Origin of the sequence: Rhizobium freirei PRF 81, from assembly GCF_000359745.1 — a bacterium.
Classification (GTDB): domain Bacteria; phylum Pseudomonadota; class Alphaproteobacteria; order Rhizobiales; family Rhizobiaceae; genus Rhizobium; species Rhizobium freirei.
The window spans coordinates 70,372-95,996 of the sequence record NZ_AQHN01000088.1 but is presented as its reverse complement, the minus strand read 5'-3'; the positions used below and the strand labels follow the sequence as shown (position 1 = coordinate 95,996).

The 25,625-nt window shown below is 58.0% G+C and carries 21 protein-coding genes; 7 read left to right on the top strand and 14 right to left on the bottom strand.

Annotated elements, in window-relative coordinates:
- Together cydB and cydX are read left to right on the top strand one after the other, a co-directional pair.
- The gene (cydB, locus tag RHSP_RS27445) at window positions 1-1,155 is read left to right on the top strand and encodes a cytochrome d ubiquinol oxidase subunit II (RefSeq protein ID WP_004126511.1); all 1,155 of its coding nucleotides are present in this window, start codon (window positions 1-3) and stop codon (window positions 1,153-1,155) included.
- A gap of 20 nt (window positions 1,156-1,175) precedes the next feature.
- Complete coding sequence (gene cydX, locus RHSP_RS34105) at window positions 1,176-1,307, top strand: cytochrome bd-I oxidase subunit CydX (protein ID WP_037154821.1); 132 nt, start codon at window positions 1,176-1,178, stop codon at window positions 1,305-1,307.
- Window positions 1,308-1,545: 238 nt separating this feature from the next.
- On the opposite strand, the gene RHSP_RS27435 is transcribed toward cydX, so the two are convergent.
- Window positions 1,546-1,803: a DUF2934 domain-containing protein gene (locus tag RHSP_RS27435; RefSeq protein ID WP_037154924.1), complete on the bottom strand. Its 258-nt coding sequence runs from the start codon at window positions 1,801-1,803 to the stop codon at window positions 1,546-1,548.
- A 567-nt stretch (window positions 1,804-2,370) separates the two neighbouring features.
- Complete coding sequence (locus tag RHSP_RS34925; RefSeq protein WP_157385452.1) at window positions 2,371-2,538, bottom strand: hypothetical protein; 168 nt, start codon at window positions 2,536-2,538, stop codon at window positions 2,371-2,373.
- 48 nt (window positions 2,539-2,586) lie between these two features.
- Between RHSP_RS34925 and RHSP_RS27430 the strand changes: the two genes are divergently transcribed.
- A complete protein-coding gene (locus RHSP_RS27430) occupies window positions 2,587-3,510 on the top strand; it encodes a patatin-like phospholipase family protein (protein WP_004126508.1) in 924 nt (307 codons plus the stop codon).
- Here RHSP_RS27430 and RHSP_RS27425 read toward each other — a convergent pair.
- From RHSP_RS27425 to RHSP_RS27370, 12 genes are all read right to left on the bottom strand, one after another.
- A complete protein-coding gene (locus tag RHSP_RS27425) occupies window positions 3,507-5,882 on the bottom strand; it encodes a phosphoketolase family protein (RefSeq protein ID WP_004126506.1) in 2,376 nt (791 codons plus the stop codon). The genes RHSP_RS27430 and RHSP_RS27425 overlap by 4 nt on opposite strands.
- A 19-nt stretch (window positions 5,883-5,901) precedes the next feature.
- A complete protein-coding gene (locus RHSP_RS27420; RefSeq protein WP_004126502.1) occupies window positions 5,902-7,074 on the bottom strand; it encodes an acetate/propionate family kinase in 1,173 nt (390 codons plus the stop codon).
- A gap of 260 nt (window positions 7,075-7,334) precedes the next feature.
- Window positions 7,335-8,543 carry an MFS transporter gene (locus tag RHSP_RS27415; RefSeq protein ID WP_004126499.1) on the bottom strand — a complete coding sequence of 403 codons (1,209 nt, stop codon included), beginning with the start codon at window positions 8,541-8,543 and terminating at the stop codon, window positions 7,335-7,337.
- Between the two features lie 76 nt (window positions 8,544-8,619).
- On the bottom strand, window positions 8,620-9,387 hold the full coding sequence (locus tag RHSP_RS27410) for a methyltransferase domain-containing protein (protein WP_004126496.1): 768 nt from the start codon (window positions 9,385-9,387) through the stop codon (window positions 8,620-8,622).
- A gap of 62 nt (window positions 9,388-9,449) precedes the next feature.
- Window positions 9,450-10,583, bottom strand: a complete 1,134-nt coding sequence (locus RHSP_RS27405) for a 2-aminoethylphosphonate aminotransferase (RefSeq protein WP_240535535.1) — start codon at window positions 10,581-10,583, stop codon at window positions 9,450-9,452.
- Between the two features lie 5 nt (window positions 10,584-10,588).
- The gene (locus RHSP_RS27400; RefSeq protein ID WP_004126491.1) at window positions 10,589-11,338 is read right to left on the bottom strand and encodes a phosphocholine cytidylyltransferase family protein; all 750 of its coding nucleotides are present in this window, start codon (window positions 11,336-11,338) and stop codon (window positions 10,589-10,591) included.
- Window positions 11,335-12,465, bottom strand: a complete 1,131-nt coding sequence (gene aepY, locus RHSP_RS27395; RefSeq protein WP_037154818.1) for a phosphonopyruvate decarboxylase — start codon at window positions 12,463-12,465, stop codon at window positions 11,335-11,337. The genes RHSP_RS27400 and aepY overlap by 4 nt, the downstream gene beginning before the upstream one ends.
- On the bottom strand, window positions 12,462-13,379 hold the full coding sequence (gene aepX, locus RHSP_RS27390) for a phosphoenolpyruvate mutase (RefSeq protein WP_037154816.1): 918 nt from the start codon (window positions 13,377-13,379) through the stop codon (window positions 12,462-12,464). The genes aepY and aepX overlap by 4 nt, the downstream gene beginning before the upstream one ends.
- A gap of 220 nt (window positions 13,380-13,599) precedes the next feature.
- A complete protein-coding gene (locus RHSP_RS27385) occupies window positions 13,600-14,286 on the bottom strand; it encodes a CDP-alcohol phosphatidyltransferase family protein (protein WP_004126485.1) in 687 nt (228 codons plus the stop codon).
- Entirely contained in the window at window positions 14,283-15,008 is a 726-nt protein-coding gene (locus RHSP_RS27380) for an HAD family hydrolase (RefSeq protein ID WP_004126482.1), read from the bottom strand. The genes RHSP_RS27385 and RHSP_RS27380 overlap by 4 nt, the downstream gene beginning before the upstream one ends.
- Window positions 15,009-15,602: 594 nt before the next feature.
- On the bottom strand, window positions 15,603-16,349 hold the full coding sequence (locus tag RHSP_RS27375) for a hypothetical protein (protein WP_240535532.1): 747 nt from the start codon (window positions 16,347-16,349) through the stop codon (window positions 15,603-15,605).
- A 655-nt stretch (window positions 16,350-17,004) separates the two neighbouring features.
- Window positions 17,005-18,192 (bottom strand): glycosyltransferase, encoded by a 1,188-nt coding sequence (locus tag RHSP_RS27370; protein ID WP_051074158.1) that lies wholly within the window; start codon window positions 18,190-18,192, stop codon window positions 17,005-17,007.
- Window positions 18,193-18,581: 389 nt separating this feature from the next.
- Between RHSP_RS27370 and RHSP_RS27365 the strand changes: the two genes are divergently transcribed.
- The 4 genes from RHSP_RS27365 to RHSP_RS27345 all read left to right on the top strand — a co-directional run bounded on the left by RHSP_RS27365 (window position 18,582) and on the right by RHSP_RS27345 (window position 25,266).
- Window positions 18,582-19,841, top strand: coding sequence for a polysaccharide biosynthesis/export family protein (locus tag RHSP_RS27365; RefSeq protein ID WP_157385458.1), 1,260 nt, complete (start codon window positions 18,582-18,584; stop codon window positions 19,839-19,841).
- A gap of 31 nt (window positions 19,842-19,872) precedes the next feature.
- Window positions 19,873-23,130 carry a nucleotide-binding protein gene (locus RHSP_RS27360; RefSeq protein ID WP_004126471.1) on the top strand — a complete coding sequence of 1,086 codons (3,258 nt, stop codon included), beginning with the start codon at window positions 19,873-19,875 and terminating at the stop codon, window positions 23,128-23,130.
- 4 nt (window positions 23,131-23,134) lie between these two features.
- Window positions 23,135-24,442: a glycosyltransferase family 4 protein gene (locus tag RHSP_RS27350; RefSeq protein ID WP_004126468.1), complete on the top strand. Its 1,308-nt coding sequence runs from the start codon at window positions 23,135-23,137 to the stop codon at window positions 24,440-24,442.
- 131 nt (window positions 24,443-24,573) lie between these two features.
- Window positions 24,574-25,266 carry a sugar transferase gene (locus RHSP_RS27345; RefSeq protein ID WP_004126466.1) on the top strand — a complete coding sequence of 231 codons (693 nt, stop codon included), beginning with the start codon at window positions 24,574-24,576 and terminating at the stop codon, window positions 25,264-25,266.
- Window positions 25,267-25,625 lie beyond the last annotated feature (359 nt).

Here is a 25,625-nt window from a genome sequence, read left to right as displayed (position 1 = left end):
ATGATCGAATTTCTTCTCAGCTATGAAACGCTGCGCGTCACCTGGTGGATCCTGCTCGGCGTGCTGCTCATCGGATTTGCCGTCATGGACGGCTTCGATATGGGCGTGGGGGCGCTGTTGCCCTTCGTCGCCAAAACCGACCTTGAGCGCCGGGTCGCCATCAACACGGTTGGCCCTGTCTGGGAGGGCAACCAGGTGTGGTTCATTCTCGGCGGCGGTGCGATTTTCGCAGCATGGCCAGCGCTCTATGCGCTGAGCTTTTCAGGCTTCTACCTTGCGATGTTCCTGGTGCTGCTCGCCCTCATTCTGCGACCGGTCGCCTTCAAATACCGCTCGAAGAGACCGGAACAGGCATGGCGCGCCCGGTGGGATTGGGCACTTTTCGTGGGTGGGGCCGTTCCCTCGCTGATCTTCGGCGTTGCCGTCGGCAATGCGCTTCAGGGCGTGCCGTTCCATTTGACCTCGGATCTGCGCCCCATCTACCAAGGCACTCTCATCGGACTTCTCAATCCGCTTGCGCTTTATTGCGGTCTGGTTTCCCTGTCGATGCTCGTCATGCACGGCGCGGCCTGGCTTGCCTTCAAGGCCGAAGGCATCGTTGCCGAGCGTGCGAAGGCAATCGGATCCAAGGCAGCATTTGCCGCCGGTCTTCTCTTTGCCGGAGGCGGCGTGCTGGTCTGGCTCGGGCTGCTCGGCGGCTACCGTGTCACCTCGGCCATCAAATGGGACGGTCCGTCAAACCCGCTTCTGAAAAGCGTCGCGCCTGATGGCGGCGCCTGGCTTGCCAATTTCCAGGCTCACCCCATCCTCTGGTTGGCGCCGGCAATCGGCATCATCGGCCCCTTCTTCGTGGCATTGGGCTTCCGCACCCGCGGCGAAGGCCTGACTTTCATCGCATCGAAGCTCTCGGTCGCGATGATCATCGCGACGGTCGGCCTGGCAATGTTCCCCGTCATACTTCCGTCGAGCACCAATCCCAGCCACTCGTTGACCGTCTTCGACGCATCATCCAGCCGCGCGACGCTGCGCAACATGCTTCTGGCGACGGCCGTCTTCATGCCGCTCATCCTCCTCTACACTGCCTGGGTCTACCGCGTTCTATGGGGCAAGGTGAGTGAGAAGAGTGTCGAAAAGGCCGGACATTCGGCTTACTGAACAGGAATAGGAGAAATAATATGTGGTACTTCGCATGGGTTCTTGGCCTGGGTCTGGCAGCTTCCGTGGGTATTCTGAACGCGCTTTGGTACGAACTGCGCGTTCTGCGCGAAGAGCCCGCCGACGAAAGTCTGCAGTTGCCCACGCCGTGAGGATGCGGGCGTCTCTTTGGGCGCTAGAGCAGTTTCGGCAAAAGTGCGAAGCGGTTTAGCGCTATAAATTGCATGAAAACAAAGAGATAGAGCGTTTCCATGATTCCGTTTAAAAAGGGAAATGCTCTAAGTTAAGACAGGCCGTCGACCGTTGTCGTGAGAACAACGATCGACGGCCGCAGTTCGTATGGCGCTTGCGTTACGCAATTGAAGTAGGTGAGGGGATCGAGGATGGAATTCATCCGAGGCGGCGGCTGTCAGGGTGCCGGTCTCTCTCGACGTCCGGCGCATGGTCTTCAGGCTTGCGCATCGCGGCCCTCTGTCGAAGCTTCGCAAGTATCTCTTCGCCATCGACGGATGCTCGCGTCCGTTCCATGATTTCTCGCTCTTTGGCCGCCTGTTCCCAGTGATGCTGGCTATGTCCCCAGGGGCGCCCGGCCGCCTCCCAAATGGCATAGGCCCGCTTGCTGATCCACTCGAACCGTTCATCCGTCATTTTTTCCTCCTTCGCGGACGCATCGAACTGCGGGTAAGCGCGAACGCGCCCCGCGTGGAACATTAGAGCGTTCCCGCTTTTCTTTGATTCACGGAAACGCTCTATCTTATTGTTTTCTTACGCATTCCGGACGGAAAACCGCTGCGCACTTTTCCTGGAGATGCTCTAATGGTGCTGACAGACAGCACCTTATATTCCAAATCTCACAAATAAATGAATCGCGTCAGAGAAGAGAATCTAGTGGTTTCAGACGAGCCGATGCCGAGCAAGAATGCGTTGGACGATGAGAATATACTCCCGCCATTCACTGGGGATCCGGATGCGCACAGCGGCGCATTGCGCCATCGCAGCATCGCCAGCATCCTGCACTCGATGTATCGAAGGTGACGCTTTCTGACGCGGTAGGGGTAGAGGGCGAGCCTCACGGGCGCCTACCAGTCATAGACTACAACTTGCAAATAGACGCGACCGGCATGCGACGATGCCGATCGCGTCGACACTGATTTGAAAGGCCGCCAAGTTCGACGACCATGGATGGTTGTAATGAGCAGAAAAGATCACGGAGACTCACGCAAGAAGGAGCCGCGCATGTTCTCGGCCGATGATGCCCGCCAAGGTGAGATCATCTTGAAGCGCCGATGGCAGCGCTGGATATTCATTGGCGGCCTCGCAGGCGCGGTGCTCGGGATTCCACGGGTGCGCTTTGCCGGATAAACCGCCGATAAGGCGCATCATGACGATTTTCGATGGACAGGAGCGTCCGCTGGCTGAAATAGTAAGCAGATGGCTCAGAAAAACGTTGCTCTGGTTCTCGGTGGTGGTGGCGCCGCCGGAAATGCATGGTTGATCGGGATCATCGCCGGGCTGGCCGACGCTGGCCTCGACATGACCGAAGCCACCGATCTAGTGATCGGCACCTCATCAGGCGCCACCGCGGCGGCGCATGTGCGCAGTGGCATGCCGCCGGCCGAGTTGTTGGCTTGGATTCTCTCCCCACCGGTTCAACCACTCGGGCGGAAGCGGGAGCGACCGCCGTCTTCGGCCACATCACTGCCGATGGCTACGGTATTCGAACGGATGCGGGCGATCGGTGCCGCGGCCACCTCGGCAATTGGTCTGCAGCGCGCAATGGGTGCGTTCGGGCTGGAAAGTGACGCCATACTCGGGCCTGCAGCGGCAGAGGAACGGCGCGCAATGGTTGCGGCCAGGTTGCCGCGTCATGACTGGCCGGAGAGGCCGATGATCGTCGTAGCCCTCGACGCGCATACGGGCGAATTGACCGTGTTCGACCGCAGCTCCGGCGTCGATCTGGTGGACGCAGTGACCGCGGCCACCGCAATGCCCGGCATGGCGCACACGCACAGTATCAACGGCAATCGTTACATCAACGGCGGAGTGCGCTCCGCCGACAATGCCGACCTTGCCGCAGGCTATGCGAACGTGGTGGTGCTCTCGCCGTTCAGCGGGCGGAGCGGGCCGCTACCAGAGGGCCAGTTCGAGGGCCTACGCAGATTGCCTGGCATGGATCTGGCAAGCCAGGTCGAGGGCTTGCGCAAAAAGGGCAGCCGCGTCGAGGTGATCACACCGGACGCCGCTTCCCGGGCCGCAATGGGGACGGACCAGATGGATCCGGCGACGCGCATCCCCTCCGCCCAGGCCGGTTACGCCCAGGGCAAGCTGGAAGCGGGGCGCCTCACTTTCCTCTAGCGCTTCCATCGCCAATCGCTGATCTCAGGCATGTCCTCCCCATGACGCCGGACGTAGTCGTGATGCTTGACGAGCTTCGCCTTCAGGCCGTCTATGACATCGGGAACTTTTTCCGCGAGACCCGGCACGCGGCTGATCGCCTCAAGAGCAAGATGATAGCGATCCAGCTCGTTCAGCACGGTCATGTCGAATGGCGTGGTCGTCGTGCCTTCCTCGATAAATCCCCGCACATGAATATTGTCGTGGTTGGTCCTGCGGTATGTCAGCCGGTGGATCAGGTAGGGATAGCCGTGATAGGCGAAGACCACCGGCCTGTCAGTGGTGAAGATCTCATCGAACGTCTGATGCTCAAGGCCGTGCGGATGCTGCTTTGGGTCCTGCAATGCCAGAAGATCGACCACATTGACGGTACGGATCTTGAGATCCGGGATTGCCTCATGCAGCAGCATGACGGCCGCCAAGGTCTCCATGGTCGGGACGTCGCCCGCGCAGGCCATGACGATGTCGGGAGCGGTCGTACCGTCCTCGTAGCTCGCCCAATCCCAGATACCGACGCCCGCCTTACAATGGGCGATCGCCTCGTCCATTTTGAGCCACTGCGATTCCGGCTGCTTGCCGGCAACGATGACGTTGATCCGGTCGTAGGTTTGCAGGCAATGATCGCCGACCCATAGCAGCGTGTTGGCGTCCGGCGGCAGATAGATGCGGACCACATCGGCCCTCTTGTTTGCGACGAGATCGACGAAGCCGGGATCCTGATGGGAAAAGCCGTTGTGGTCCTGCCGCCAGACATGTGATGTCAGCAGGTAGTTCAGCGACGAGATCGGCTTGCGCCACGGCAATTCGCGCGAGACCTTCAACCATTTGGCGTGCTGGTTGAACATGGAGTCGACGATGTGAATGAAGGCCTCGTAGCACGAGAAGAGCCCATGCCGTCCGGTCAGCAGATACCCTTCCAGCCAGCCCTGGCAGAGATGCTCGCTTAGAACTTCCATTACGCGTCCATCCGGAGCCAGATGAAGGTCATAGTCTTCGATAGACTCCATCCAAACTCGATCCGTGACATCAAAGACGCTGCCGAGCCGGTTCGACTCCGTCTCGTCGGGACCGAAGATGCGGAAATTCTGCTTGACATCATTGAGTTTCAGCGTGTCGCGCAGGTAGTGTCCAAGAATCTCGGTGGATTGCACTTGCTTGCTGCCACGTTCGCCGATCTCGATCGCATAGTCGCGAATGGAGGGAACCAGTAGTTCCTTGCGTAGCAGACCGCCATTGGCGTGAGGATTGGCGCCCATGCGCCTTTCGCCTTGCGGCGCGAGCGCCCTCAATTCGGCTTTGAGCTGGCCGCTGCGATCGAAGAGATCGTCCGGATCATAACTGCGCATCCAGTCTTCGAGGATCTTGCGATGGCTCTCATCGCCGCGGCAATTGGCGACCGGCACCTGGTGCGCACGCCAGAAACCTTCGACCTTCTTGCCGTCGACCTCCTTGGGGCCAGTCCAGCCCTTCGGGCTGCGCAGGATGATCATCGGCCAGCGTGGCATTCCTTCAGGCGCCGTCTTTTCGCGGGCCTTTCTCTGTATGCTGCGGATGCGGTCGAACACCTGATCGAAGGTGCCCACCATCGCCTGATGCATGGCAGCCGGCTCATGACCTTCGACGAAGAAGGGCTCGTAGCCGTAGCCCGAGAACAGGTTGCGCAGGTCCTCATCGCTTTCCCGGCCGAGGATCGTCGGATTGGCGATCTTGTAGCCGTTGAGGTGAAGGATCGGCAGCACCGCGCCGTCGCGTGCCGGATTGAGGAACTTGTTGGAATGCCAGCTTGCCGCCAGCGGCCCGGTTTCAGCTTCGCCGTCGCCGACGACACAAGCAACGATAAGATCGGGATTGTCGAAAGCGGCGCCAAAGGCGTGGACGAGCGCATAGCCGAGCTCGCCACCCTCATGGATCGACCCGGGCGTCTCCGGCGCCGCGTGGCTTGGAATGCCGCCGGGGAAGGAAAACTGCTTGAACAGCTTTTGCATCCCCTCCGTCGTCTCGGAGATATTCGGATAGATCTCGCTGTAAGTGCCCTCGAGATAGGTGTTTGCGACCATGCCGGGGCCGCCATGGCCCGGGCCGCACATATAGACAATGTTAAGATCACGCGCTTTGATGACGCGGTTGAGATGTGCATAGATGAAGTTCAGTCCCGGCGTCGTGCCCCAGTGGCCAAGCAATCTTGGCTTGATATGCTCCGGCCGCAGCGGTTCGCGCAGCAGCGGATTATCCATCAGGTAAATCTGGCCGACCGACAGATAATTGGCTGCCCTCCAGTAGCGGTCGATCAGAGAAAGTTCTTCGGGCGAAAGCGGCGTGGTGACTGCGTTCATTTCCGTCTCCTCGTTTTCGTCACGTGATGAGTGCCATGGCCTCGTCGGCGATCACTTGCTCCTCATCGGTCGGAATGACAAATAGCTTGGCAGTGCTGGTTGCTGCGTTGATCGAGGTCAAATTACGGTTATTCGCATTTTCATCGATCTTGATACCCAACCATTGCAACCTTTGTGCAATGCGGGCCCTGATCTGCGGCTGGTTTTCGCCGATGCCGGCAGTGAAGACGATGGCGTCAAGGCCGCTGATCGTCGCGCATAGGCGGCCGATTTCACCAGCGATGCGCAGGCAAAACAAGTCTATGGCCTCTGCCGCTTCGGGTCGTGTGTCGGCGAGCAGGACCCGTGTGTCGCCGCTGATGCCGGAGACGCCAAGCAGGCCGCATTCGTGATAGAGAAAGTCCTCGATCCGCTCGGGCTGCCGCATTCCGCCCCTCATGAGATAGAGGAGCGCGCCGACATCAAGCCAGCCGGGGCGTGTCGCCATCGGGATCCCGTCCAACGCCGAAAAACCCATGCTTGTGTCACGGCTGACGCCGTCCTCCATGGCGCATAGGCTGGCGCCGCTGCCGAGATGGCATGCGATGACCTTGCCCTTGGCCGCTGTCGGGTCGATCTGCCGAAGCCGCGAGGAGATGTATTTATAGGAAAGGCCGTGAAAGCCGTAGCGGCGCACGCCGTCGTCATGCATGCCGCGCGGGATCGCCAGCCGCCGAACGAGGTCTGATTGAGACGAATGGAATGCCGTGTCGAACGAAGCGACTTGCCGAACATCAGAGCGAAGCGTCTCGATCGAGCGGATCGCGCGCAAGGCTTGAGGCTGGTGCAAAGGGGCAAGCGGAATGAGCTTTTCGATCTGTTCGATCCCAGCGTCGTCCAGCAGGGTCGCTCGCTGAAACGCCATGCCGCCATGGACGACGCGATGGGCTACCGCACGCAGTCTGCCAGGAAGATGAGCGAGCATGTGATCCAGAGTTTCGGCCACGACGGAGACGAAATTCTCGCCGTTGTCACCCTTGATCGACTTCTCATAGTGATTCGGTCCAACGGTATAGCGAAGGGACAGCGGTGCCTGATCGAAGTCGATCTTTCCGCGACCGACATTGATCGCCTGCGCGCCCGTTAACTCGAAAATCCCGATTTTCAAGGTCGAGGATCCGGCATTGAATGTCAGCAGGACATCGTCGGTCATGTCAGCCTCTGGCGAAGGGTTTCAGCTACCGCAAGTTAGTGCATTCGCGTGTCATGGCAACCGAAGAGATGATCGCCTGCGACGCTTTGGCGCGACCCTTGATCACATGCGAGAACTAAGCTGAAGAAGGGTGTTTTGGATTGTGGACGCCTGGCTAAACAGGTGCAGAGCCTGCGGCTCTCGTCGAAGAACGGACAGTTGCGAGCTGCGGTCTTGCCGTTGAGGCGCATCTCATCGAGCAACACATCCCTCGGTGCCGCTTATTTTCCGAATATAGCACGTGCAATAAACGTAATTGGGAGAGTTGCAGCCGCAAACAACCCGAGACATGCGGCGATAGGCACTTCGAAGCGAAGGACTAGGGTGCTGACCGCCAAGGCCAAGACTATGAATAATGAGCTCGCGATGTTGTTAGCAGCAAAAATGCGCGACTTCTCGCTCTCATTAGCTGCTTGATACAAGGCCGACGAAAAGTAGGAAGCGTATATCCCGGAAGCCAATGCGATGAGAAAGAAGTCCAGCAGCATCCGGTTCGGTGCCATGGGGATCGAAAATTGCAGATCGATACCCATGGCGGTAATGAGGGCGGCCATAGCGTCGGGCAGGCGGCGAGCCATACGACCTTGATTTAGCCAGGAGCCGCCTCCCAATCCCAGGCCAACGCCCAGCGTGAAGATTAGCAGGATGGACGCGATCTGCGACTCGTCGCCATGCAAGGTGTAGCGAACCAGGACCGGCACGTTGGAAAGAAACACTGCGCCGAGCGCCCAATACCAGGAAAGTGCAAGGATGGAAGCCGATACACGGCGATCCCGTGTGGCCAAACGCAGAATTCGCAGCGTGGGCTGGATCGGGTTGATACCAAGCTTGGTGCGTGTCGCGCTTGCATTTGCAAAGCCGGGGCTGGCAACCGTAAGAAGAAACGACATACCGACGATCAGCAGCGCGACCAGGCCGATCATTCTACGATCCGGATTAGCGCCGAGCATGGCGCCAAGATAGGTTGCACATAAGATTGCCGCCATGGATGCCGCTTCGACGACTGCATAACCCATTCCATGAGCCGGCCGGGGAAGGAGATCCGAGACCAATGAGTACTTGATCGGACTATACAAGGTGGAGGTGACGCCTTTTGCAAACACCAGAGCCAGCAATAGCGGGAGGTTGCTGGTATAGAAGCCGTAGGCCGTACATGCTGCGATTGCCAGGTCGGCATACCTGAGCCCAAGCGCCAGGCTCTTTTTGTTGAAGTGGTCGCCGAGATAACCGCCATGTGCGGAAAAGATGAAAAACGGCGCCATGAACAAGACCCATGCCAAGGATGCCAGACGGCTGAGATCCTGCGCATCCATGTCGCCGCGGAATGCCATGAAGACGATCACGGAATTCTTCAGCAGCACGTCGAAGGCGGCGTTCGAGGCGCCGACGACGCAATGCATCGCAAACGGCCAATTTATCGGTTGTTTCATCGGCTGGACTTCAGTCGTCGATCTATCGGCGTCTGACGGCAGTCGCAATCAGACATGAGCGTTAGGGAACCCGCTTTCACGCCGGACGGCGGGCCAATACGGCGCAGGCGGAATAGTGATCCTCGAGCGGGAAGATGCCCTCCATGCGAGCGAGGCCCGCAAGCTGGGAATCATCGAGATGGCAAAGAACATGGGCGAAAAAGCCCGAATTCATCCCGAAGCTGTAAAAGTCTTCGAAATTTGCGAAGCTGACCTTCTTGGTGAAGTGCTCCACGGCAACCACGTCGAGCCCCGCTTTCGTGCAGAACGAAACGATCGTATCGGCATTCTCCGGGGCCTTGTTCTTGTCGCGGATGAATTCATCCGGAAGCACCATGCGTGCCAAAGAGTAAATGCGCGGAAATGCCTGGAAGGTGCTGCTGACGATCGAGTAATATCCCTGCGGCCGCAGAAGTTTTGCGGTGCGTGAGACAATGTCCTCGCCATCGATGAACGTCGTCAGGAAATGCATCAGGACGAGGTTCATGCTCTCGGGGGCGAAGTGTTGCCCGGCGTTCGCCACATCATCGTGGATTGAATGGAAACTCAGCTTGGTCTTGGCGATCCGAAGCATTTCCTCCGAGAGGTCGATGCCGTGCAAAGCGGCATCGGGAAAGGCCTTTTGGATGGCGATCAGCGATTCACCGGTTCCGACCGCAAGATCCAACACGCTTCGGGTCTGATCGGCCACCATGTGCCTGTTGATCTGTTCCAAACCGAGAGTTCTGGCGCCAGCAAGCAAACCTCTTTCGTCGTGGTCATATGTGTGAGCTATGCTCTGGTCGTAAAGCCTGCCGATATTCATGTGGAATGTACTCCTGATAGTATTTGATGAGCCAGTTGCCGTGCTTGCTGGCCGCCCGTATTTCAGGTGCGGTTCACGGCTGGCTTCTGTTGTAAATCGATCGAGCGTTCAGCCAGGTATCGACGGACCATCTGCAGGAAGGCTGCGATATCCTCCGGCCCGATCTGGCCGATGTTGGCTAGCCGGAAGCATTCGATTTGTCCGACCTTTCCGGGATAGATGGTAAAACCTTCCGCCAGCAGCGCGTCATGCATCGCGTCGAAGCTGAAATTCGGATGGGGCGGCATGAGGAAGGTGGTCAGCAGCTTCGACTGTGGCAGGTCCGGTACTGCCATTCTGAAGCCCAACTCATTCATGCCGCGGACCAGGACTTCCCAGCAACGGCAGTAGCGCATGTAACGCGCGGTTTGGGACTCTTCGAAAAACTCGTCGAGAGCGGCATTCAGGGCATATAGAACCTGCACCGGCGGGGTGAAACGCATCTGCAAGCTGCTGCGAAAGCCGTGATATTGCGCATAGAGATCGAGGTATAAACTCCGCGGACGGTAGCCCGGCGGTGGTGTCAGCAATTCGTTGCGACAAATGACGAAGGAGATGCCGGGCATGGCCTGGATGCATTTGTTGGACGACGAAATCAGGAAGTCCAGAGATGTCTCTCGTAGATCGATAGGGATGCCGGCATAGGATGACATGGCATCGACGATGAGCTTGACGCCAAACCTGCCTGTCAGGTCGGCTAGATCCTCTATTGGATTGAGGATACCGGTGGTGGTTTCATGGTGTACCGCGACCAAATGGGTGATCGCCCGATCTTTCGCCAGAAGACCCGCAATGTCTCCCGGATTGGGCAGTTGATTATAGGCTGTTTCGCAGACCGCGACCTGCTCGGGGCGCAGGTGGATGCGGCACATTTCCAAAATGCGGAGGCCATAGGCGCCGTTGATCAGCACCAGAATCTTGCCGTTTGTCGGAACGAGCGAGCTGATGCAAGCTTCGACAGCGCAGGTTCCGGAACCGGCAAAAAGCACAGCGCTATGTGTGTCTTCACCGTGGACGACCTCCACGAGCCGCCGACCGATCGTTTCTTGTAGCCTGCCGAACTCGATCTCGCGCGGACAGATGTCGGAGACGATCTGAGCCTGCTTCACACGCTGGCTGGTCGTCGCAGGCCCTGGAGTCAACAGAATGTTTCGCATCGGGATCATGCAGGCTCTCCCGATGCGGAAGCGATACGCGGCCAGATCACCGCGTTTGCCCGTGACAGATGTTCGAGCGTATCGATTTCAGTCCACTGCAGCTCGGTCTTTTCAACGTGCAGGGGCAGCGACCGAGCAATTCCAACCAGACCTTCCTCGTAATGGAAGCCGACGGGGCGTTTGTGTCCCTCACGCGCCATCCACGCCTCGATCGCGGCTGGAATGCCCTGATCGAGCTTGCAGATTCCGACCAGTTCCGCGTCGATGCGCGACAGCGCGTGCCGATCTTTCGACAGGTTCACGAGGCGCGATCGGTCATCCGTCTGGATGTAAACCTCGTCCCCCGATCCCGTTTGCCCTGAGGCAAGAATGACATTGGGAAATGGGCACTCCAGCACCCGATCGATCATTTTTGCGTCGTAAAGGAGATCCGACTCGAGCGAGAGAAAGCCACATCCGAGGCGTTCGGTGCATAATAGAAACGTCTCGAGACTGCCGGAGTTGGCATAGTCGAGATTGGTGACGCAATCGATCTGAACATTGCTGATGCGTGAGGACAGCGCCTCATACTCCGATGCCATGTATCCTGTGCCGATGATGATATGGCGGATGCCGCGATCGGCCAGGATTGCGATCGACCGTTCGACGATCGGCCGTCCTGCGATGGGAATGAAACCCTTCGGAGCGTTGCGGGAAAATGCCGATATCCGGCTGCCAAGCCCTGCGGCCATTATGATCGCGGTATCGATGCTCATCGCATGAACTCCTGCAAACGACGCACGGCATCCGCTGGCGAAATGGTGGGCCGTCCGAGCGGTGAAATTGATCCCGGCGCTATCGAGACATACAGGAAGGTCAGTCGTGGCTGTGCCAGCCAATCATCCAGAGCCTGTTCGACTTCGCTCAGGGTCGAGGCGCTGGCAACGTGGGAATATCCGGCACCATGCGCGATCATGGGCCAGTTCATGCAGCTGGACGCCGTGGCTTGCCCGCCGGTGGAGTCGTGCGTCTCGTTGTCGAGCAGTACGTGAAGCAGATTGTCGGGTCGATAATAGGCGTTGGTCGCCAGATTTCCCATGCGCATGAGCAGGGCGCCGTCTCCGTCGAGCGCTATGATCTTCCGGTCGGGCCTGGCGATGGACAATCCAAGCCCGATAGACGACACGCAACCCATCGAGCCGACCATGTAGAAATTATTCGGAGCATCTTCGATCGTGAAAAGCTCTCGTCCGCACATCCCGGTCGTTGCCAGCAGCACGGTGTCATGCCGCTTGGCGCCGGAGATGATTTTCAGCACGTCGTGGCGGTGGGGCCGCTTAGGGTCCCGGCAGCTTGAGATCGTCAAAGTGCCGCCTTGATATGCGCGTTGCGGCGGAGGTTTGAGATCCAGCGAAGAAAAGGTGCCCTTCGACACGAGATAGAACACGGACTTCCCGTCACGCAAGTAGTCCTGACCTTCCTCCAGTTGCTTTGCGGCCGCGGGCAGGCTGGCCTCCAGGTGGATGACATGTACGCCGCCGACTTCGAGCAGTTGCCTGGTGATCCGCCCCATGAATTCGTGCTGGACCTCGTCCGGAACACCCTCTTCGCCGCGGAAGCCGACAAAGCCGGTGACGGGGATTTCACAAATGTTGGTCAGCGACGTCAGCGGCGCCAGCGCATTTGTCAATCCGGAGTTCTGCAGGAGCACCGCAGATTTCTTGCCGCCGAGCTGAGCACCGGCGGCGATGGCAACGGCTTCACCCTCGTTCGTCGCGGCGACATAATCGAGAGAATTGCTCGCGAGATTGATCAGGGGCTGCAGAAAGGAACAGGGAACTCCGGAAAACAGTTCGTAGCGATGACCCCGCAGGAGGGACTCGAATTCATTCGTATCGATCATGGCCGTTGGCCTGCCGCGACATAATCTTTGATGTCTCGCCGTTCGCCCGGCAGGTATTTTTCCTCGGCCCGCTGTAGTTCTTCCGCACCCTGTAGCCGGAATATCTCCGATACGGGGGCGATCTTGGCCTCTTGATGGGCGACAGACTGCATCTTGAAGATGTCGGCGGCAGTCTTGCGCATCACCGATACGGCGGAACGGAGGATGTGGTTCGCCCAGATAATTGTGGAGATGCCCAAATCCGCGAAACGAGGCGTCGGTGTGGAGTGATAGGTCGTAGGAACGATGACGATCGGATGGCGGTTGCCCCATTCCTGCATGAAAGCCTCGATCTCCTCCGGTCCACGCTTCTTGCTGTGCACTAGGATGGCGTCGGCGCCGGCCAGCCGATAAGCTTCGGCTCGATCGAGTGCCTCCTTGAGGCCGGCGCCCACGATCAGCGCCTCGGTTCTTGCAACGATCACGAAGTCGTCGTCGCGCTGCGTGTCTTTCCCGGCTTTGATCTTGCCGCAGAATTCGTCGAGTTCTGCCAGTCCCTGCTTTTCCCCGTCGATGAAGGAATTGGTTTTCGGAAACAGCTTGTCCTCGATGCAGACGCCTGCGATCTGGCGAGATTCGAGCTTGGAAACCAGGCGGCGCAGGTTATTGAAGTTCCCGTAGCCGGTATCGCCATCGAGAAGAATCGGCACGCGCGTGGCGTCGCTCATGAATTCCACAAATTCGAGGATCTGGGTCCAGCTGGCTTCGTTGTTGTCGCGGACACCCATCGAGCCTGACAGGGTCAGGCCGCTTGCCCAAATGCCCTTGAAACCCGCTTCCTCGACGATACGCGCACTCATGCCGTTATGCGCCTCGCACAGGAAATCGAGCCCCTTTCTTCGAAGCATTTCTTTAAGCTGCGTTGTCTTCTTCAAAGTCTGTTTCCTTCAAATGTCCAGGTTTCGGCGCGGGTACGTTTCGGCAAATTGCCATGACGTCGGGAGCCGCATGACGATGCAGCCGAACCAGGGAGTGGTTATCCGCCTTCGCGGAATGACTTGATCTGTTGGAGGAGGCGCCGCAGTAGCCGCCGTGACACCTGTCGGGAATTACGGTTGCACCCCCAGGCGCCTCACCGGCCAAAAGGTGCCAACGCTAGGGAAGCTTTGTTGCCAAGGCGGATTTCTTTCTCGAAGCGAGAACCATCAACCCAATCTCCAGAAGCGTCATGGGGACGGCGATATAGTAGGCCAGCAGAACGGTCCCCAAAAGATCCAGGCTCGGAAGGGAGCCGATCTGAAGCCTGAAATCAGGAAAATAAAACAGGGCGACCATGACAGCTGCATAGGCGTAGATCTCGAAGCTCCAGCCCAGGCGCGTGATGAACAAATGGCCCGCATATATTCGAATGATGTATGTCCAGCATGCAAGGGCCTGACGCAGCAGCATGGCGCCGAAGACCAGGGGCTCATGGAGATCGAATCTGTAGACAATGGCAGCCTGCAGAACGAAAAAGCCCAGAGCATCACCGAAATGATCCAGGAAACCTCCGAATTCGCTGCACTGACTGGTGTTCCTGGCGTGAATGCCGTCGCAGGAATCAAGGAGGATCCATAGGACCAACAAGCCGGCGCATGCTAGAAGCGAATAAGGTTCCGTCGATAACGCCAGAGTTCCTGCCGCAACCAACCCAACGCCGATTGCGGCAAGCGTCAGGGTGTTCGGATGAACCGATCGCGGAATAAGGACGACCAGTTTGGACAGCAGCGGGTAAACCAGACGATCCGTGATGTCGTGATTGGTAGCAGACGGTTTGGCTGCAGATGCTTCCGACTTGGTCATGAGCTTTTTCCAATTCTTTTCGGCATAAATCTCTTGGCATAACTGAAACCGGCGTACTTCGATGGCGCAAGAACGCGGGTTTCCCAGTTATTTTGCTTGGCATGGCGCATAAGCTTTGCATCGGGATTGATCGCCACCGGATTGCCGACAAGCTTGAGCATGTGGCGATCCTCCCAATGGTCGCCATATGCATGGCATTGATCCAGCGCGATGCCGTTGCGATGTGCATAGTCCTGCACAATCAGGGCCTTCGCCCTACCAAACGGAATAGGGCCTCGAACTTCACCGGAAAACTGACCTTGGCGAGTTTCGAGTACGGTTGCATAGCACTCGTCGGCCTTCAGGTAGTCAGCCACCTGTAAGGCGATGAAGTCAATCGTAGCGGATACGATGACAATCTTATCGCCTGCTTCCCGATGCCTGTCGATCTGACCGAGCATATCAGGAAAGAAAGCTCGGCTAAGCTTGGCCTGAAACAGCTGATCGTAGACATCGAGACAGGGCCTGACACTTTCTCCTGCAAATAACTCGGACAGGATCCTCCTTTTCAGAGTCTCCGTACCATCGATCATATGCAGATCGTATCGGAGCTGCAGGCTAATGATCTTCAGGAACTGCTTTAGATTGATGCCACCTTGCGCAAGCTGATGGTAGGCGAACACCTTCTCTCCCACACAAGACCAAAGAGTTTTATCGAGATCAAAGAAGGCTGCTGCAGGCATTACAGGTCTTTCTGTCGTGCCGTGGCATATAGAGCTACAGCAACGTAACAATTAACGATGATAACGACACATCGATCGCAGCAATTCACTATTATACCTGTCCAATAAATTCTCATCGAAGAGCGTCAGATGCAGCAACGGATTGCTCGTTCAACTTCATCTTTGGCGAAACGGAACTCCGCGCTGCCTCAAGCCGTTATAGAAAATGCTGGATGATTTGAAAGGAGAATTGCTTATCTGAAGCCCGCTCTTACTGTCTCATATTTGGGTACATCAGCTTGACCGCCGGAATGAGATAGTTGCTTGCATGGCCTAATGATGTTTACGGTGCTTTGAGAGTGGAGCTGAAGGCCGGTATCAACGCAACTCCGCATCCATATATGAAGCCGTCATCACTGTTTCTCATTCCATGCTCCTCTACCGAAGCATTCAGGCGCGGCTGAGAGATTGTGCTCCGGACCGCAAGCCGCGGCTGAAAATATCCGCTGGTGGTGAATACAGCCAAGCGCTTTGTCCGGCCCGCTCTGCGACCCGGACGTTTACGGAGTGATTTGCGAGAGAGGGGAATGGGGAGCTGCAGCCGCTTCCGCTTGCTCAGTCTGCGCCAGCCAGACGCTGAAGCGCCCATTGAAATGCTTCATCGACGGCAACGAACTTGGATGCCTGCCAGCGCCGATAGTCACGGATCAGCGCTTCCGAAATCCAGAAATCACCGCCATTGCCGGGAAGTTCCCATCCGACAATATCGAGCATCCGCGCCCGCACGAACACACGCTGGGCATGGCTGCGGGAGATGATGTAGCGCTTCGCCAGTTCGCCGATGCGCAAAGGCCCGATCGATATCCGTGGCTCCAGGGTTCGTTCCGGCGGCAATCTGGACATCAGGTCGTGGAGGATGTTGCTGCCCGATGCCGTCCGAACAAAGGCCTCGACAGTCGCGGGAGGGGCGGACCAGTTCGGATCGTGAAACAAGCGCCGGGACATTCTTGGCTGCGCATACCAAAGTAACCGGTGTTCTGCCGACGATTGTAGATATCGTGTGCCTTGATCGAGCATATCCAGCGACTTCAGATGCTCGTCGAACCACTCGCGGATCAGCGTCTCTACAGTATCGGCAATTCTAAGTTGGCGAACGCGCCTATCTCCTTTTGGCTCAGTATCGAGCAAAAGACGGTAGTTGCGCAGCTCCGCCAGATGCGCGATCGCCGTGTTCTTGCTGGCAACCTTGTTATCGGCGATGAAGGCGATCAGGTTTGCAGCCGTCAGGCCGGGATGCGATGGGCCGGTAACGTGCTCGAAGTGAAATGCCAGAATGGCCTGCGTCAGAAGCCATCTTTTCATGTCCGCCGTATAGCGAACGATGCGCGGCGCCGCATCGTGCATGGCAATAAGTTTCAGCGCTGAGTCTCTTAAGGCTACGGCAAAAAGCGGGTTTCCCAAAATAGCTTCGTCTGTCAGTGCGTTCTGTGCGTTTACCCCGGAACGCATTGCGGGCGAGACTAAATTCACCGGATATCTCCACGCGACAATGAGCTGGCTGGGTTAGCGCTGACCGGCGCGGATCCGGTCGCCTGATCGAAGGGCAAAACAGGGTAAGCGGTGCGACATGGCTGCCCCAGCGACGATTTCGAGATCGCGTCGATTGTTTCGAGACAGGCTGATATAGCCCGTCGAGGATTTAGTGCCGAGGCCCGTTGAAAGGCGATTGTCGGCCGCTCCATCGGATGCAATGTCAATCCCCAAAATCCGGTAGAGGACCGGGAGCGAATGGCTGCTCCATCTTGGGGCTCCAAGCATGGTAAAGGCTGTAAATATGCCCAGCATAACGGGTCTGCTTTTTGGCTTTCCTACACAGTCATAGATATAGGAAATCTACAGCACGCCGGTATCACCCGTGTCAATGAGGCGGACTGACACCGAGCGCGTGATCCGGTTCGACAGAACTCTGAATGGCTATCGCGCATCCGACCGCTCGCACCAAACCACAGACCCGTACCTACTGGAGCGTCGTGGTGGGTGAATCCGCTGCAAACATCGGCAATTGCGCTTCAAGCGCGCGTTGAATGGCGGGATAGCTGCGAAGCTTGTCGGCCTTCCGGATCATCAATTCCTCATTGATGATGGCGCGCATGCCCGTCTTGAATGTTTGCAGGCTGAATTGTTCCGAATGGGCATGCAGCGTCGCGGGATGAAAGCGACGCTCGCTAGCCTCGAAATCGAGCACGGCATCGATCAAAGCATCGACTGATTGCTCGTCGAAGAAGAGCCCGGTCACGCCCGGTACGATTGTTTCCAGCGCTCCGCCGCTTCCATAGGCGATGACGGGTCGCCCGCTCGCCATCGCTTCAACGGGAACTATGCCGAAGTCCTCCTCGCCGGGAAAGATCAGCGCACGACAGCGCGCCAGCTTCTCCTTCAGCACTGAAAACGGCGTTCGACCGAGAAAGGTAACAGAAGGGCCGGCGATGCGCTTCAGCTCCTCCATCTGGCTGCCTTCGCCGATAACGACCAGCTTGCGGTCCATCCGGCTAAAGGCTTTCACCGCCAGGTCGACGCGCTTGTAGGGCACCAGCTGTCCGGCGCAGAGATAAAAATCCTCGACCAATGCAGTCGGCGTGAAGTCATCGACATTGACAGGCGGATAGAGCACCGTTGCATGGCGCCGATAATATTTGCTGATGCGATCGCCAACATGATGCGAATTGGCGACGAAGCGATCGACCCGCATGCTCGTATTGACGTCCCATGAACGCAGCAGCGGCGCCAGCATCGGCAGCATGAGCCTCGATGGGAGACCTGCGTGAGATCGGTAGAAGTGATAGTGATCCCAGAGATAGCGCATGGGAGAATGGCAATAGCAGACATGCGTTGCCCCTGGTGGCGGGATAATGCCCTTGGCCGGGCCTGATTCGCTGGAAATGATCAGATCGTAATCCGTTAGATCGAAGCTCTCCAAGGCAAAGGGCATGAGTGGCAGGAGCGATTGGTAACCCCTGACTGCTCCGGGAATCCGCTGGAGGAAGGACGTGCTGATCTTGTGCTTTCGGATCTTTTCGGAGATGCGGCTTTCATCATAGACGAGGGTGAAGATGTCGGCATCCGGATACATGTCGCAGAGCGCCTCGATCACCTTTTCTCCACCCCGCATCGATACCAGCCAATAATGTACGATCGCAACGCGCATTGTTCGTCCCTCCATGGGCCGCAACAACATTGTGCAGTCGGCAACGTTTGCGACAGGGCCCACATCGGTTCGAGACTGCATACAAATGGCCGAAGGGAGTAGCCAAAAGATTTAGTCGGAGATCGAGGCATGCACACAAGGATGTGCCTATTCGACCAAGAGATTGCAGGAGCCGACACCTCTCTACCAGAAATGATAAGCCCTGTTGCTTTGGTAGGGGATTTACACGCTATGCGTTCGACTGCTGATCTCGTTTCGTAGCGCCTTTATCTTCCGATGGCGCAAGCGACACGAAAGCGAGTTTTCGGCTCATGGTTAGAATTCGCACCTTGCCTTGGCATCCTTTCCTCTCGCCGCCTCGGTCCATGGCGCCCTGGCTGTTGGCTTTGATGCTTTCCGGTGCGGGCACGCCCGGCATCGTCAGCGCCGCGGCCAGCGATATCTACCATGTCGGGCCTCAAGCCCGGATCAAGGTAGCCATCGTCGAATGGATCGCCGCGACCGGCGAGTATAAGGAATGGACAGCGCTCAACGGCGAATATGTCGTGTCGCAATCCGGCTCGATCTCAATTCCGATGATTGGAGAAATGCGGGTCGGCGACAAGAGCGTCGAGGCCATCAGCGCCGACATCGGCGACAGGCTGAAGCAGATTACCGGCTTAGCGGTGGCGCCGACGGCTTCCGTGCAAATCGTCAAATATCCGATGATCTACGTATCGGGCGCAGTCGAAAAGCCGGGTGAGCTGGAGTTCAGGCCCGGCCTCACGGTGAAGCAGGCAATGGCGATGGCGGGCGGGCGCGAGCGTCGTTACAACCAGACTGGCGACTATTCGGAAGCGCAGCAGATCACCTATGCCGGCGACATCAGCCGCATGGAGCTTCAGCTGAAACAACTCGGAGCGAGGCGAGCTCGCCTGATGGCCGAGCTCAATGATCAACCGACGATCACGTTCCCGCCGGAGATCAAGGCTGCTCCCGAAGGATCGGCGATCAGGCTGATCATGACGAGCGAGCTGGACCTGTTCAATGCGAGGGCGGACGCCCTGCGTCAGCAGCTTGCCGCAGCCGCGGATCTGGAAACGCTGTTGCGCAACGAAATCAACATTCTCGACGAGAAAATGTCATCGCAGGACGAGCAGGTGAAGATAGCTCAGGACGAATTGAGCGACATTGCGAAGCTGGTGGATACCAAGATCCTGACCACATCGCGAAAGACCTCGCTGGAGCGGATCGTCGCCGAGATGCAGGCGGGCAAGCTGGACCTTGTCGTGGCGTCGATGCAGGCAAAGCAGAAGTTGAACGAGACCGAGCGTGATGCGCTCAATCTCAAGGGCCAGCGCAAGACCGAGGCCGGTCAACAGCTGCAGACCACAGAGACCGAAATCGAGGACACCAAACTCAAGCGAAACACGACGCTGCAGCTGCTGCAGATTTCTGGCGCATCGCTTTCGCGAAGCCAGAGCATGAAGGCGCTCGATCTGCAGCCCCTCGAATACTGGATCACCCGGGGCGGCAAAGGGGACGATGCCGTCAAGGTGCAAGAGGCAACCGAACTGCAGCCGGGGGATGTTTTGGACGTGCGCTACAACATTTCCGGAAGCCTGGACGGCACGGCGCTCACGTCCGCCGAAGCCGGTCAGTCTCAATAGCGACATGCAAGCCAAGGTGGGGGCGATAATCATGGCAATTCACGAGATCGGTAAGGGCTTTCGCGGCACTCCGTCCGACACTGGAGGCGCGGGAGACAGCGAATATATCTCGTTTCGCGACGTCTGGCGGTTCATGCAGCGCCACTGGTTGATTTTCACACTCTTTACATCGACGGGGCTTGGCGTCGGCGGCCTCTACATGGCGACGACAAAGCCGGTCTATATGGCGAGCACGCGCATCGTCATGGATCCCGCCCAAGGGCGCATCGTCTCGCAGGACGCGTTCACCGGAACGGTCATTATCGAAGCTGCGGAAATTGCAAGTCAGGTCGAGATCGTCAAATCCGAGGCGACGGCACGCGCCGTTGTCGACAAGCTGAACCTCACCGAAGATCCCGAAATCATAGGCAGCATGTCCTGGCAGGCCGCCCTGCATGACAAGCTGCGCGCCATTGTCAGTTTTTTCCGCAATGGCGATGAAGGCAGTGCCAAGGCGGAAGATACCGAAGACGATTTGATGCGACGCACCATGGCGTCGTTTCTGTCCCGGGTCGAGGTCAATCGCGTAGGCCAGTCCTACATTCTGGAGATCGGATACAGTTCGACCGACCCGGAAAAGGCGGCGCGGACGGCGAACGCGATCGCGGAGGCCTATATCAGCACCGGTTTGTCGGAGCGCGCCGAGGCAGCACAGAGTGGCGCCCAATGGTTGGAGACACGCCTGATCGAAGTCGGACGTCAGGCTCGCGAAGCGGCCATGAGCGTCGAGGAATTTCGCGCCCGGAACGGTATCATGGAGATTAGCGCAACCTCGTCTCTCGATCAGCAGCAACTGTCGGAGATCAGCAGTCAGGCCGTTGCGGCGAAGGCCCAAACGGCAGCGGAATCGGCCAAGCTAGCGACCCTCGACCAGCTCATGGCCGGCGGCAAGGTCGACGGCGATGTCGACGAGACAATGAACAACCCGCGCATACAGAAATTGCAGGAAGATCTCGGCGCTGCAACGATCAAGTTGAACAATCTCACCGGCCGATACGATGCCGACAATCCGGCCATCATCGCCGCGCAGCAGGAAATCGATCGTATAAAAGGAGACATGCGCAAGGAATTCGAGCGCATCCAGGCTGTCTACAAGACGAATCTCGACATTGCCAAAGCGCGCGAGAAGCTTCTCAGCGATGAACTCTCTACCCTGAAGGAGGCCGGAACGGACAAGAATCTGGCGCGGGTGGAGCTATCGGAGATGGAAAGCCGGGCGACCACATATCGCCGGATGTATGAGAGCATTTTGCAGCAGCTGATCGGAGCGCTGCAAAAGGAATCGTTTCCGCTCGGCAACGTTCGCGTCGTGACGGCGGCAGCAGTGCCGCTGACGAAGACCTGGCCGAAATCCTCCTTCATCCTGCCGTTTACGGCCATGCTCGGCCTGGCGGCAGGCGTCATGACGGCGCTCCTGCGGGATGGCCTGGATCGTCGCGTCAGCTCCAGCGAAAAGCTGCGACGGGAGCTGGGGATCACCTCGCTGGGACATGTCCCCGTCTACACCACCCCATCTTTTCTGCCGGGAAGCATGGTGGTCGGCAATGCCAGCTGGCGACGAACCATGCTGCCGTTAAGATCGGTGCTCGATACGCCATATTCGCAGTTCTCCGAAGCCTTACGCGGCGTCAAGCACTCCATCGATTCCGCCTTTCCACCCAACGCGCCCATGGTCGTTGGCATAACCTCGGTCGGCACTGGCGAAGGCAAGACCACGATCGCGACCAATCTTGCGCAGCTCTACCAGCACGAGGGCGCCTCCGTCGTACTGGTCGATGCCGACTTCCTCAATGCCAGGCTGAGCTGCGTCGTAACCGAGGCCGGAACGGAGTTCGGCATGGAGGCGCTGAACATCAACGATGTACCGCGCCGCTATGCCGTGGCCCATGAGAGCGGCCCGCTTGTTGCGAAGCTTGATCACGAGCCCGGGGCGGAGATTGCGCACGCGCAAGGCAGCGTTCCGGTCGTCACCGTCGACGAGACCGAGAAATCCGTCGCAGCCTTTCAGCGCTATGGGCATCTGCCCGCGCTCAAGGCTGAGATCGATTTGCTGAAGCGGCAATACAAGGTCATCATCGTCGACATGTCGGCTTTCGAGGATTCTGCGGATACGCGTGTCATCTGCACGTACCTTGAGGGCATCGTCGTCGTCGTCGGGCAGACGAACAAGATGACCGTGGAGAGGTTGTCGGAGGCGCTGGCAAGCTTCGGTACGACAGCGATCAATATCCTCGGTATCATTGCCAACCGCAGCTCCGAGAAGCGTCAAGGCCGTCATACGCGGCTTTTGCGCCGCAGACCGCAAGAGCGCCAAGTACGCGCATCTGCAAGACGCCTCACGGGTCATACCTTGGCGCGGCCGCTCAAGATTACCGTCGGGATAGCAAGTGCAGGGCGGCGCGACATCCTGTCGTCCATCCTTCCGCATATCGCCAGTCAGACCCGCAAGCCCGACGAGATTGTCGTCTGTCTTTCCTCACCGGAAGACATCGATCCAACCTGCCTGCGGAATCTCGACTTCCCGGTTCGGGTGATCATTTGCGAGCGCGGGCTATGCCGTCAGCGAAATCGCATCCTCGAAAGCGTCCAGGACACGGATATCGTCCTTTTCCTCGACGACGATTTTCTGATGACATCCACTTATATCGAGGAGACGGAGCGGCTGTTTCAGCTTCAGCCCGATGTCGCCATGTGCACCGGCACGGTCCTGGCCGACGGAATTACCGGCCCCGGCATTTCCGTTCGCGAGGGCTTGCGCCTGGTCGACGGCAGGCATCGGCGTCGATCCGGCGCCGCAATGCAGATCCGGCCGGTCTACAATGGCTATGGCTGCAACATGGCGATCCGCATGGCAATCGTCAAAGCCGCCACTCTGCGCTTCGACGAAAACCTGCCCTTCTATGGCTGGCTCGAGGATGTCGATTTCAGCAGGCTAGTTGCCCAATATGGCCAGCTTGTCAGCGCCAAGCAGCTCGAGGGTGTTCACCTCGGCACGAAAAGCGGCCGTTCGAGCGGCGTCCGTCTCGGCTATTCGCAGGTAGCGAACCCGCTCTACCTCATGCGAAAACGCACCATGAGCGTGCCGCAGGCAACGATGCAGATCGCTCGCAACCTTATAGCCAACGTTGTCAAGGTCTGGGCACCGGAGCCTTGGGTAGATCGCAAGGGCCGGCTCAGGGGCAACACCATGGCGTTTCGCGATCTGTTCAAGGGCAGGCTGGCACCGCAGAATATCGAAGCATTGGAATAGTCAGGTGGCACACTCATCCGGCTTGGATCACGTCGTCATTATCAACGACCGCTCTACCAGCATAGGCGGAGCGTCGAATCTGGCGATCCTTTCAGCCGGCCTGCTGGAGGAGGCGGGGATCGCCGTGACGTACTTTGCAGGCGATATCGCCGGCTCAGATCCACCGGCGTCCGAAACCATCAATCTCGCGACGCAGCCGCTGACGCAGCAGCCGCGCCTTCGCGCCTTCGCGAGCGGCCTTTACAACCCTCGCGCCTATGCCGACCTCAAAAGTCTTATTTCGCGAGCCGATACCAAGGGCACCATCTATCACGTTCACGGTTGGTCGAAGATCCTGTCTCCTTCGATTTTTCGCGCGCTATGGCCTGTTCGCGACCGCGTTGTTCTGCATGCTCACGATTATTTTCTCTCCTGCCCGAATGGCGGATTTGCCAATTATCGCAGAAACCAGGTCTGCCCTCTGACCCCAATGTCAATCGCTTGTCTAACCACAAACTGCGACAAGCGCGGTTATCACGAAAAGATCTGGAGATCGGCGCGCCATTTAGTGAGGGAGCACTATTTTCCCATCCAGCAGGTAGCCGCCAATATCATCGTCGTACATCAACGCATGCGCGATTATTTCGCACGCGGGCAGATCCAAACAAGCAATATAGAAACGATTCGCAACCCGGTTGAACCTTTCCTCGATCATCCCTCGGACTCGTGGAAGAACCGCGACTTCTTCTTTGTCGGACGACTGGAGCCGGAAAAGGGATTTGAGGATGCTGCCATCGCGGCAAGGCTTGCCGGCGTAAAGCTTCAGGTCATAGGCGATGGCGCCGGCCGGACCCGTCTGGAAAGGGATTTTCCCGAGGTCGTCATTCATGGCTGGAAGTCGAAGGACGAGATGCGGGGCATCCTTTGCGGCGCGCGCGCACTGGTCGTTTCGTCGCGAGTGCCCGAGCCTTTCGGATTGGCAGCACTAGAGGCTGTAACAAGCGGCATACCCGTAATCCTGCCCGATACGGCGCTTCTCGGCGACGAACTCGCTCTGCTCGGGTGCGGGCTAACCTTTCAAAGCGGCCGGGTGGAGATGCTCGCAAGCCGGATACGGCAGCTTGCCGGCGACGACATGCTGCTCCGCTTGATGAGCCTGAATTGCATCCGCCGCTCAGGCGAGATGGCGCACACGCCGCTGTCCTGGCGAGACGCGCTGCTCGCTCTTTACGACCGCATTCTCGAGCGAGCGGACGCCGTCGGGACCAATCCCAGGGCGGCCGTGAACGATAGTTTTTCAATCGCCCGTCGGCTGATCGACGATACCGGTTGAGGCTTGTGGTTAGCCCTGCGCCCGCGCCCTACGCCAATGGGACTAGGTCAATGCCCGCAGGGTCAATTGTCAACGATGAGGGCAGCTGGCAGCTTTTGAAGGAAGCATCGATGTGCTGAGGGGTCAAAGAGATGTTATCGACTTTTGACGGCGTTGCCCACCGCCAGCGATCTCGCGGCGAGGTGAAGCGGGCAGAACGACTGGATCGCTCCAAACGTATTGTCGACCTTGTTCTTTCGGGGCTGGGACTGCTGTTTTTGGCGCCGGCGCTGCTTGTCATAGCAATCGCGTTGCTTCTGGTCGACGGCCGTCCCATCATCTACCGCCATTCGCGCATCGGCCTCGGTGGACGCCCATTCGAATGTTTGAAATTCCGTACAATGCGCAAGGATGCCGACCGGCAGCTCGCGGAATTGTTGGCATCTGATGAGACGCGAAGGCAGGAATGGTTGTCGACGCAGAAGCTCAAGAGCGACCCGCGCGTGCATTGGCTCGGAAAGTACCTGCGCATGACCAGCATAGACGAGTTGCCGCAATTGCTCAACGTTCAGCGCGGCCATATGAGCCTGGTCGGGCCGCGCCCCGTGGTCGCTGCGGAGCTCGAGCGCTATGGGTCCAATCTCTACTGCTATCTAGGGCTTCGGCCGGGCATCACTGGTCTCTGGCAGGTCAGTCGTCGAGCCGAGACCACCTATGAGGAGCGCGTCCAGTTTGACCTGGATTACTTCCATAGCCGCTCGCTGCGGGCCGACTTTGCAATTCTCATAAAGACCGTCGGCGTCGTGCTGCTCGCACGCAACGAAAAAGAACGCCTCACCAAATGAGAAGCGCGGCCATGCCAATCCATACCAGAAGGCAGAAGATCACCAAGATCCAGCGAAGCAGATACTTCTGGCGCGATCCGCCTGGCTGCTTCGATGCGCTAGGATCATGCTTGTCGTCATTCATAAGCTGCTCTGCTTGGTTTCGCATGGCAAATGCCGGCAACCCCTTCTTCTATCGCCAAGAATTTAGATGCGACTCTAGTGTCCAGAACAATAACGTCTGTGAAACAACAACGTCCAGCTCCAGCTTTCCCCATCCACAGGCAAGATTTTATTGCACGGAATCGTGTCCCGAATGGGAGCATTGTACCAATTATCGAGTGCAAGACTGCAAAGCATTGCGCAGTTACATGCTGTAC